At 67.1% G+C, this 9,246-nt stretch carries 11 protein-coding genes; 5 read left to right on the top strand and 6 right to left on the bottom strand.

Translation table 11 applies throughout. The features are described 5' to 3' along the window. The first annotated feature begins 291 nt into the window (after positions 1-291). Complete coding sequence (locus tag ABD116_RS25290) at positions 292-1,086, top strand: S1 family peptidase (RefSeq protein ID WP_343975063.1); 795 nt, start codon at positions 292-294, stop codon at positions 1,084-1,086. A gap of 108 nt (positions 1,087-1,194) precedes the next feature. Beyond that, positions 1,195-1,902: a TetR/AcrR family transcriptional regulator gene (locus tag ABD116_RS25285; protein WP_343975060.1), complete on the top strand. Its 708-nt coding sequence runs from the start codon at positions 1,195-1,197 to the stop codon at positions 1,900-1,902. On the opposite strand, the gene ABD116_RS25280 is transcribed toward ABD116_RS25285, so the two are convergent. Genes ABD116_RS25280 through ABD116_RS25270 form a run of 3 tightly spaced genes read right to left on the bottom strand, consistent with a single transcriptional unit; the run spans position 1,899 to position 5,244 of the window. Next, positions 1,899-3,170, bottom strand: a complete 1,272-nt coding sequence (locus ABD116_RS25280; RefSeq protein ID WP_343975058.1) for a dihydrolipoamide acetyltransferase family protein — start codon at positions 3,168-3,170, stop codon at positions 1,899-1,901. The genes ABD116_RS25285 and ABD116_RS25280 overlap by 4 nt on opposite strands. Next, the gene (locus ABD116_RS25275) at positions 3,167-4,153 is read right to left on the bottom strand and encodes an alpha-ketoacid dehydrogenase subunit beta (protein ID WP_343975055.1); all 987 of its coding nucleotides are present in this window, start codon (positions 4,151-4,153) and stop codon (positions 3,167-3,169) included. The genes ABD116_RS25280 and ABD116_RS25275 overlap by 4 nt, the downstream gene beginning before the upstream one ends. A 2-nt stretch (positions 4,154-4,155) precedes the next feature. Next, complete coding sequence (locus tag ABD116_RS25270; protein WP_343975052.1) at positions 4,156-5,244, bottom strand: thiamine pyrophosphate-dependent enzyme; 1,089 nt, start codon at positions 5,242-5,244, stop codon at positions 4,156-4,158. 118 nt (positions 5,245-5,362) lie between these two features. Between ABD116_RS25270 and ABD116_RS25265 the strand changes: the two genes are divergently transcribed. After that, on the top strand, positions 5,363-5,851 hold the full coding sequence (locus tag ABD116_RS25265; RefSeq protein WP_343975049.1) for an Lrp/AsnC family transcriptional regulator: 489 nt from the start codon (positions 5,363-5,365) through the stop codon (positions 5,849-5,851). Positions 5,852-5,882: 31 nt separating this feature from the next. Further along, positions 5,883-6,224, top strand: a complete 342-nt coding sequence (locus tag ABD116_RS25260; protein WP_343975046.1) for a hypothetical protein — start codon at positions 5,883-5,885, stop codon at positions 6,222-6,224. A gap of 12 nt (positions 6,225-6,236) precedes the next feature. Here the strand turns inward: ABD116_RS25260 and uppS are convergent, their stop codons facing one another. Further along, entirely contained in the window at positions 6,237-7,013 is a 777-nt protein-coding gene (gene uppS, locus ABD116_RS25255) for a polyprenyl diphosphate synthase (protein WP_270135805.1), read from the bottom strand. Positions 7,014-7,112: 99 nt separating this feature from the next. Then, positions 7,113-7,358 carry a hypothetical protein gene (locus tag ABD116_RS25250; protein ID WP_343975040.1) on the bottom strand — a complete coding sequence of 82 codons (246 nt, stop codon included), beginning with the start codon at positions 7,356-7,358 and terminating at the stop codon, positions 7,113-7,115. A 101-nt stretch (positions 7,359-7,459) separates the two neighbouring features. On the opposite strand from ABD116_RS25250, the gene ABD116_RS25245 reads away from it, so the two are divergent. Beyond that, positions 7,460-7,966: a hypothetical protein gene (locus tag ABD116_RS25245; RefSeq protein ID WP_343975037.1), complete on the top strand. Its 507-nt coding sequence runs from the start codon at positions 7,460-7,462 to the stop codon at positions 7,964-7,966. Here ABD116_RS25245 and ABD116_RS25240 read toward each other — a convergent pair. Further along, the gene (locus tag ABD116_RS25240) at positions 7,960-8,958 is read right to left on the bottom strand and encodes a magnesium and cobalt transport protein CorA (RefSeq protein WP_343975034.1); all 999 of its coding nucleotides are present in this window, start codon (positions 8,956-8,958) and stop codon (positions 7,960-7,962) included. The genes ABD116_RS25245 and ABD116_RS25240 overlap by 7 nt on opposite strands. Positions 8,959-9,246 lie beyond the last annotated feature (288 nt).

Here is a 9,246-nt window from a genome sequence, read left to right as displayed (position 1 = left end):
GGCGGCGGGCGCGGTTGCGGTGACCAGCAAGCCAAGTGCTGCCGCTCGGACTAAGAACTGTGCTCTGGTGAGATGCAGGTTTTCCTTCATGGGTTGAGTTTTCAGCGTCATCACGCGGGATTCATCGGTCCTCGGTTGCTCGTGCAGTGACTTAAGTCGTGGCACTGGACTGCGCCGTCACCGATGTGCCCGGGGAATTCCTTGCGCTACCCACAGTGAACGCTTGATTGTTCTCTGTATCCGGCCGCATCCGCCCATTCAGCGGCCCGAGACAACTCTGGAGTGTGAGGCATGACCGGAAAGCTCAAGTTCCGTGCAGTGCTCGCCGTAGCCGTCGTCGCCCTCGCGTCGGCCGGCGCGATCGGTACCGCCGAGGCCCGGACGCCACCGGTGACCAACATCGTCGGCGGCAGCACCGAGACCACCGCCAACGTCCCGTGGATGATCGCGCTGAACAACAGCAACTCGTCGTCCCCGGTCGGCCAGTACTGCGGCGCCACCCTGGTCAAGGCGAACAAGATCGTCACCGCGGCGCACTGCGTCACCCAGCCGCGGAGCACCTACACCGCGATCCAGGGCCGCGACAACCTCAACACGGGCACCGGCGGCCGCACCTCGAAGATCTCCAAGATCTGGAAGGACCCGCAGTACGGCCAGGTCAACGGCCACGACGTCGCCGTCCTGACCCTCACCACCCCGTTCACCGGCGTCGCCACCCTCCCGCTGGAGACCAGCCGCGCGGCCGACGCCGTCGGCGCCCAGTCCGTCACCTACGGATACGGCGAGACCGAGGGCACCGGCCCCGCGAACCGCCTACAGAAGGTGCTCGTCCCGGTGCTCGGCGACGCGTACTGCAACGACGTCTACGCCGGTGAGGGCTACGTGTCGAACGGCGAGATCTGCGCCGGATACAAGGCCGGCGGCAAGGACTCCTGCCAGGGTGACTCCGGCGGCCCGCTGGTCCTGAACGGCCGGCTCTTCGGCGTCGTCTCCTGGGGTCTCGGCTGCGCCGACGCAGGCAACCCCGGCGTGTACGCCGAGGTCGCGTCGTACGCCTCGGCCCTGACCACCCAAATCAACAACTAACTCCACCCCTTGCGAATGGCCGGCCCCACGGGGACCGGCCATTCGCTTTCGCCTCGCGCTGAAACGGCGGTTTGTATTCTGGGACGACGTTTCAGTTAGGATCGGAGAATGGCACGTGAGGCGGATGAGAAGACTGTGCTCGGCTCGGTCTGGCTGCGGCCCGAGCCGGACGAGACGCGGGCGCCGCTGAGCCGCGACGACATCGTCCGGGCGACGATCGAGATGCTCGACCGGGACGGGCTGGAGAAGCTGTCGATGCGCCGGCTCGCCGCCTCACTCGGTACTGCGGCGACGTCGGCGCTCTATTGGCGAGTGGCGAACAAGGACGATCTGCTCGAGCTGACGGTCGACACCGTGCTCGCCGATGCCCTGGTACCGGCCGACGAGGGCGACTGGCGCGACCGGTTGACGGTGCTTGCGGGGGCGGCGTACGACGTACTGGCCGAACATCCGTGGGCGTCGCAGCTGATGGCGAGCCATGCGGGTCTCGGGCCGAACTACCAGGCGTACGCCGATCGATTGCTGTCGATCCTGCGCTCGGCAGGCTTCAAGGGCGTCTATCTGGACGCGGCCGTTTCTGCTGTCTTCCACTACGTCGTCGGAGCCGCCGTCACCGACGCGGCCTGGAGCGCGACCGTCCGCAGGAGCCGTCTCACAGAAGCCGACTGGGCCTCAGCCGCCGGCGACCAGCTCGGAATCGGCGCCGGCACGCTGGCCGCGTACCTCAACCGCGACGATTCAGCCGGCCCGGAAGCACGCTTCCAGACCGGCCTTCGCGCCATTCTGATCGGGCTGCGACCCCGGCAACTGATCTAGAGGTCGGCGAGGATCGAGGCCGGCGACTCGAACGCGTCGGCAACGAAGCGGAGGAAGCCGGCCGCGGTACCGCCGTCGCAGACCCGGTGGTCGAAAACGAGCGAGAGCTGGGTCAGCTTCCGTACTGCGAGCTGCCCGTCGACCACCCACGGCCGGTCGATGATCCGGCCGACCCCCAGAATCGCCACCTGCGGGTGGTTGATGATCGCCGCACTACCGTCGACCCCGAAGCTGCCGTAGTTGTTCAACGTGAACGACCCCGCGGTCAGCTCCCGCTGCGTCAACTTCCCGTCCCGCGCCGAGGCGGTCAACCGGCGGATCTCCGCATCCAGCCCACGAGCCGTCAACAAATGCGCATCAACCACAGCCGGCACCACCAGCCCACGCTCGGTCTGCGCAGCCAGCCCCAAGTTGACCCCGTCAAACTGCACGAGCTCTTCCCGCTCAGTATCAACGAACCCGTTCAACTCCGGGTACTTCTTCAACCCCGCGACAACAAACCGAGCCATCAACGCCAGCAACCCAGGCCCAGCATCCGTTGCCGTCCGCAACGACTCCCTGAGCGCGAGCAACTCCGTCGCATCCACGTCAACCCAGGTAGTCGCCTCCGGAATCTCCCGCCGGCTACGACTGAGAGTCGCCGAAACAGCCTTCCGGAACCCACTCACCGGAGTACGCCGAAGCTCGGCCAAACCAGTCCGCGAGTCAGCCGTTTCCGCAACCACCACAGGCTTCTCGGCCTTCGCGGAAATAGCAGCCTCGACATCTCGCCGCACGATCAACCCACCCGCACCCGACCCGGCTACCTGGCGCAGATCAACCTCAGCGTCCTTCGCCATCTTTCGTACCAACGGCGAAATCACCAAAGGAACCTCGCTGGTTGTCGTTGGCCTGACTGCCACGGTCGCAGTACCGCGGGCTTTACGGCGGCGGCCGGAGGTTGCTGATTCCGGGGTGCCGTAGCCGATCAGGACGTTGCCGGAGCCGGCCTTCTCCTCCTCGCGGTAGGTTTCGGCGGCGGGGGCGAGGACGCCGATGGTGATCAGGGGTTTGCCGACGTCGATGGTGTCGCCGGCGGTGCCGTGGAGTTCGGCGACGACGCCGGCGTACGGGGTGGGGACCTCGACGATCGACTTGGCGGTCTCGACTTCGGCGACGGGCGCGTCGACGGCGACGACGTCACCGACCTCGACCAGCCAGCGGACGATCTCGCCTTCGGTCAGGCCTTCGCCCAGGTCGGGGAGGAGGAAGGTCTGGGCGGAGCTCATGAGTCCTCCCACTGCAGCGAATCCACCGCGTCGAGGATCCGGTCGACGCCGGGCAGCTGGTGCCGCTCCAGCTTCGGCGGCGGGTACGGGATGTCGAACCCGGTCACCCGCCGGATCGGCGCCGCCAGCGAGTGGAAGCACCTCTCGGTCACCCGAGCAACGATCTCCGACGACACACTCGCAAACCCACTCGCCTCGGCGACAACCACAGCCCGGCCCGTACTCCGAACAGCCGCACAGACCGTCTCGTCGTCGAACGGCACCAAAGACCGTACATCGACAACCTGCAGCGACCGCCCTTCCGCAGCAGCAGCCGCGGCCGCCTCCAGCGCGATCGGCACCGACGGACCGTACGCGATCAGCGTCGCGTCCGTCCCCTCGCGCCGCACCACAGCCGTCCCGATCCCCGGCTCCGCGACCCCGAGGTCGACCTCTTCCTTGGCCCAGTACAACTTCTTGGGCTCCATGAAGATCACCGGGTCCGGGAACTCAATTGCCCGGCGCAACAACGTGTACGCGTCCGCGACGGTGGATGGCGCGACGACGGTCAGACCCGGCGTGTGCGCGTAGTACGACTCCGACGAGTCGCAGTGGTGCTCGACGCCGCCGATGCCACCGGCGTACGGCATCCGGATGACGATCGGCAGCGAGACCTTGCCGCGCGTGCGGTTGCGCATCTTCGCGACATGGCTGACCACCTGCTCGAACGCCGGGTAGCCGAACGCGTCGAACTGCATCTCGACGACCGGCCGCATCCCGTTCATCGCCAGCCCGACCGCCATCCCGACGATCCCCGACTCAGCCAGCGGAGTATCGAAGCAACGGTCCTCACCGAACTCCGCGGTCAGCCCGTCGGTGATCCGGAAGACGCCACCCAGCGCACCGACGTCCTCGCCGAACATCAGCACGGTCTCGTCGGCCCGCATCGCGTCGCGCAGCGCCTGGTTCAGCGCCTGCGCCATGGAGAGCTTCTCGTGCGCCATGATCAGGCCTCCTCTCGCGACAACTCGTCCTGCAGGAAAGCGGCCTGTTCGACGAGCTGGGGCGTCGGCGTCGCATACAGATGAGCGAACAACTCAGCCGGATCCGGCGACACCTCCTGCATCAACCCGACCCGCAGCTCCTCCGCGACCTTGTCGGCAGCCGCGGCCGCCTCGGCCCGCTTGGCGTCGTCCAGCAGTCCCTCGCTCGACAGATACGCATCCAGCCGCTTCAACGGATCCCGCTCCAGCCAAGGCTGAACCTCGGCCTCGTTGCGGTACCGGGTCGCGTCATCGGCATTCGTATGCGCCTGCACCCGATAGGTGTGCGCCTCGACGAGCTGCGGCCCTTCACCGGCCCGCGCCTTCGCGACAGCGGACCCCAGCACGGACAGCAGCCCGGCAAGGTCGTTGCCGTCGGCCCGCTCGCCCGGTACGCCGTACCCGATCCCCTTGTGCGCAAGGGATGGCGCGACTGTCTGCCGCGCGAGCGGAACGGAGATCGCGTACTCGTTGTTCTGGATGAAGAACACCACCGGCGCCTTGAACACGGCCGCGAAGTTCAGCGCCTCGTGGAAGTCACCCTCGCTGGTCGCGCCGTCACCGCAAAGCGCCATCACGACGGTGTCCTCACCCTTGAGCCGCGCGGCGTGCGCGACCCCGACGGCGTGGATCAGCTGCGTCGCGAGCGGCGTCGACTGTGGCGCCACCTTGCGGTCGTACGGGTCGTAGCCGGAGTGCCAGTCGCCGCGCAGCAGCGTCAGCGTCTCGATCGGGTCGACGCCGCGGCTGACGATGGAGACGGTGTCGCGGTACGTCGGGAACAGCCAGTCCTGCTCGCCGAGCACCATGGTGGCGGCGATCTGGCAGGCCTCCTGGCCGTGCGACGACGGGTAGACCGCGAGCCGGCCCTGGCGGACGAGCGCGCTGGCCTGGTCGTTGATCCTGCGGCCCACGACCAACTGTGCGTAACCGTCGACCAGGGCTTCGGCAGGCGGCATCCCGTACTGCGGGTTGTCGTGCCGCTTGCCGTGCTCGTCGACGAGCTGGACGGGGTGATCGGAGGGGAGCAAACGCTCCTCGACGGTAGTCATGGACCCTCCTGCGCAGGGAGACGTACGGATGGTTCATCGTCATACTTATGGCCATTCGGATCCATAGCTGGGAGAATCCTCAGACGATCGGTCCGATGGGCCCCTTTGGAGGAGCAGAATGTCCGATGACGTGACGGTCCGCCCGGCCGAACCTGGACAGATGGTCGTCGCCCCGGCGCTGGACGAGATCGACCGGCAGATCGTGGCTGCCCTGAGCCGTGACGGACGGCTCTCGATCAGGGCCCTGGCCGACCAGGTGCACATCTCCCGGGCCAACGCCTACGCCCGGGTCGAACGCCTCACGACGACCGGCGTGATCACCGGGTTCACCGCGACCGTCGACCCGCTCAAGCTGGGGCTGGCCACTTCGGCGTACGTCACCCTCAGTCTCCGCCAGTCCTCCTGGCGGGCGCTGCGCGAACAGCTCCAGGCGATCCCCGAGGTCAAGCACATGGCCCTGGTCGGCGGCGACTTCGACGCCATCCTCCTCGTCCGAGCCGCCGACAACGAAGGCCTCCGCCGGGTCGTACTGGAAAAACTCCAGGCCATCCCCGAAGTCCTGGGCACCCGCACAGCCCTGATCTTCGAAGACCTCGGCACCCTTTAACGCTGCCCCTCGCCACGACGTACGCTGCCGCATGAACTGGGGGAAGCTGGCTGGAGTCGGGATCATCGGCTGTTGCCTGCTGGCCGGTTTGACGGGCTGCGGGCCGCGGCAGTCGAAAGCGGTGCCGGCGCTACAGGCAGCCCGTAAGTACGCCGTCAAGATCTGGGGCGATGACCACGATTGGGCGGCCCTGGAAGCGCGCTTCACGCTGGCCGACCTCAAAGGTCTGGAGCCTGGAGTGGTCCGCTATCGCCCACTGACCAATAACCCGAGCGTTGGTGGCTCGCCGGTCGAGCGCACGTTCTCGGCAGACGGTCAGGACTGGTACATCGTGACCCCGCTAGGAGACTTCACCCCGGACGAATGCTCGTAGCGCCCGCCGGTACTACGCGCCGCGACGGCGGTGGCGGTCGGCGTACGAGCGCAGGGCGCGGAGGAAGTCGACCTCGCGGAAGGCCGGCCAGTACGCCTCGCAGAAGTAGAGCTCGGAGTACGCGCTCTGCCAGAGCAGGAAGTTCGACATCCGCTGCTCGCCGCTGGTACGGATGATCAGGTCGGGGTCGGGCTGGCCGACGTTGTAGAGGTGCTTGGTGATGTCGTCGGCGTTGAGCGTCTCGGCCAGGCCGTTGAGATCGTTGCCGGAATCCGCTTCGGACTCGAGCAGCGAGCGGACCGCCTCCACCACTTCCTGGCGGCCGCCGTACCCGATCGCGAGGGTGATGTGGTTGCCGGTAGCGACGTCCTTCGTCGCGTCGACGGCGTTCTTCAGCGCGTGTGCCGTGCTGTCGGGCAGCAGGTCGAGGAGGCCGGCGATGTGGACCTGCCAGCGGCCGCCGGGTTGCGCCAGGCGGCCGGCGACGATCTCCTCGACGACCTCCATCAGGTAGGCGACCTCGGCGTCGTCGCGCTTGGCGAGGTTCTCGGTGGAGCAGAGGAAGACGGTGACGTGCGGTACGCCGGCGGTCTCGCACCAGCCGAGCAGGTTCTCGATGTGCTCCGCACCGCGCCGGTGGCCGACGCTCGGATTGCTGTGCCCTTTGCCGCGTGCCCAGCGACGATTCCCATCCGTCACCACACCGATGTGGGCCGGCAACTCCCGGCCGGCGAGCTGGGAACGGAGGCGGCGGACGTACAAGGCATACAGCGGACTGGTGGCGGGCATGCGGAGTAACTTACTCGTCTCGGTCCGTAACGCACAGTCCGTCGCCCAGTCCTTGAAACTCCCTTTGCATACTCAACAAACCCAGCAACGCAAGGCGTTCTACTCGGCTTCTTTGACCGGTACGTCGCTCAGGATCAGCCGGAGATCCGCCGACCGGTCGCGGCGCCGCCGGAAGTAGCCGCGAATCAGCACACCGATGCCACCCGCACCGAGCCAGGTGAAGCTGATCGTCGCGCAGAACACCGCCCAGACGGAGTTGCCGAAGCTCTCGTCCCGCACGACGACACCGATCACGCTGCCGACCAACCCCACCACAAGCCCCACCCAGAACAGTGGGTCCCGCATCATCGGCTCATCGAATCCCATACCCGCTAGATCGCCCTCCTGGTTCGAACCGTTACCGAGTAGACGCAACCGATGCCACTTCGGACCCATAGCCTGACCGGATGGGGCGGAGGAGACGATTCGGGGCGGTGGCCGCGGCCTGCGTGATGCTGTCGCTCGGGCTGACCGGATGCACCGTCGAGGACGGCGGGGCGTTGGGCCTCACCGTGGACGCGGCCGGGAAGCCGGTGATCGTGGTCCAGATGTGCAAGGGCTACCTCGACGGCGCCACGCTGTACGAGGACGTCGAGAACCCCGGTGACGACGACCACAACGGCAGGTGGACAGTCGAGCCGCGGGTCACCGGGTTCTCGCAGTTCAGCCTGGCCGACGGTGGTAACGGCTGGAAGCTGGAGGGGTCGCTCAAGCCGTTGGCCGCGCAGGTGAAGTACGTGATCTACGGCTGGACCGAGGACAACAGGTGGATGGCTTTGCACCTGCCGGTCACCCTGGACGAGATCGCCAGGCTGCGGCCCGGCCAGATCCGGTACTCCAACTTCGACGAGGCCGACACCTACGCGACGGGCTCCGTCGAGGAGTTCAAGACCGGGATCTGCAAGCACTACTGATCTCGGAGGGCGCGTTGGCGGCGGATCCAGATGAAGAGGATGACGCAGGGAACGAGGAGGCCGCCGAGGCCGAGGACGGCGAAGTCCCAGAAGGCGCCGACGTGGTCGACCAGCCAGCCGAAGTTCTGGCCGAAGAAGCCAGTCACGAAGGTCAGCGGCAGGAACACGGTGGCGAGGATGGTGAGCTGCTCGATGGTCGCGTTCTGCTGGACGCTCACCTTCGTCTGCTCCACCGAGATCACCGCCATGTTCGCCTCCAGCACGGTCGCGAGCAGGTCGCGTTGCGCGGCGACCTCCTCGTTGACCAGCACCAGGTGGTCGTGGACGTCGCGGAAGTACGGCAACAATCCGGTACTCCGCGCTCCGCGTTCGATCGTCGCCAGTACGGCGAGCAGCGGGTGTACCGCACGGTAGAAGTCGGTCACCTCACGCCGGAGGAAGTAGATCCGCTCGGTCGGCGCGACCGTACCGGCGAAGACAGTCCGCTCGACCTCCTCGATGTCGCGCTCGAGCTCGGCGACCACCGGTCCATACGTGTCGACGACCTGGTCGAGGATTGCCCAGAGCACCGAGTTCGTCCCGTTCTCCAGCAGCTCGGGGCGTTGCTCGAGCCGGGTCCGGGCACCGTGCAGCTCGCTGGCGACGCCCTGCCGGACGGTGATCACGAACGACGGGCCGACGAACACGCTGACTTCACCGAAGTCGACTTCCTCGCGCTCGTCGTCGTACCGGGCGGTGCGCAGGATGACGAGCCGGATGTCCCCCTCGTACGGCTCGACCTTCGGCCGCAGATGGAACGTCTGGGCGTCCTCGACGGCCAGCTCGTGCAGCCCGAAGTTCTTGCTGACCTGCGCCAGCTCCTCCGCGGTCGGATCGAACAGCCCGAGCCAGACGAACCCACCCAGCCGGCAGTGCGACGCGGCATCCTCCACCGACATCGCCCCGACGTGCTGCCGACGGCCGTCCCGGTAGTAAGCGCAGTCGATGATCATGCTCAGCTCCTCACTGTCTCCTCCGATGGTGCTCGCCGGTACTACGCCCGCGGTACCCCCGGCTGCCTTTGGCTCAGAGCTCGGACGGAGGGGATCTACAGTGATGGACGTGCTTGGCGAGCGGGTGGAATCCTGGGTGCGCTCGCATGAATTAGCTGTCGCCGCGGCCTCGGCGGGATTGTTGCTGGGCGGTTGCTTGCTCTTCGAGGTGATCGCTGGGAGTGAGTGAAGCTCCTTCGTGCTGACGGTGTTCCTGGTGGTGCCGTTGGCCGGACGGCGGAGTGCTCC

It is taken from the genome of Kribbella koreensis (genome assembly GCF_039525325.1).
Lineage (GTDB): Bacteria > Actinomycetota > Actinomycetes > Propionibacteriales > Kribbellaceae > Kribbella > Kribbella koreensis.
The sequence above is the reverse complement of the archived record's forward strand: the minus strand, read 5'-3'. Positions and strand labels throughout refer to the sequence as shown.

Excerpts from the sequence above, each read along its gene's own strand:
- ABD116_RS25290 (WP_343975063.1), top strand. The coding sequence starts at position 292 with ATGACCGGAAAGCTCAAGTTCCGTGCAGTGCTCGCCGTAGCCGTCGTC.
- ABD116_RS25285 (WP_343975060.1), top strand. The coding sequence starts at position 1,195 with ATGGCACGTGAGGCGGATGAGAAGACTGTGCTCGGCTCGGTCTGGCTG.
- ABD116_RS25280 (WP_343975058.1), bottom strand. The coding sequence starts at position 3,170 with ATGAGCTCCGCCCAGACCTTCCTCCTCCCCGACCTGGGCGAAGGCCTG.
- ABD116_RS25275 (WP_343975055.1), bottom strand. The coding sequence starts at position 4,153 with ATGGCGCACGAGAAGCTCTCCATGGCGCAGGCGCTGAACCAGGCGCTG.
- ABD116_RS25270 (WP_343975052.1), bottom strand. The coding sequence starts at position 5,244 with ATGACTACCGTCGAGGAGCGTTTGCTCCCCTCCGATCACCCCGTCCAG.
- ABD116_RS25265 (WP_343975049.1), top strand. The coding sequence starts at position 5,363 with ATGTCCGATGACGTGACGGTCCGCCCGGCCGAACCTGGACAGATGGTC.
- ABD116_RS25260 (WP_343975046.1), top strand. The coding sequence starts at position 5,883 with ATGAACTGGGGGAAGCTGGCTGGAGTCGGGATCATCGGCTGTTGCCTG.
- uppS (WP_270135805.1), bottom strand. The coding sequence starts at position 7,013 with ATGCCCGCCACCAGTCCGCTGTATGCCTTGTACGTCCGCCGCCTCCGT.
- ABD116_RS25250 (WP_343975040.1), bottom strand. The coding sequence starts at position 7,358 with ATGCGGGACCCACTGTTCTGGGTGGGGCTTGTGGTGGGGTTGGTCGGC.
- ABD116_RS25245 (WP_343975037.1), top strand. The coding sequence starts at position 7,460 with ATGGGGCGGAGGAGACGATTCGGGGCGGTGGCCGCGGCCTGCGTGATG.
- ABD116_RS25240 (WP_343975034.1), bottom strand. The coding sequence starts at position 8,958 with ATGATCATCGACTGCGCTTACTACCGGGACGGCCGTCGGCAGCACGTC.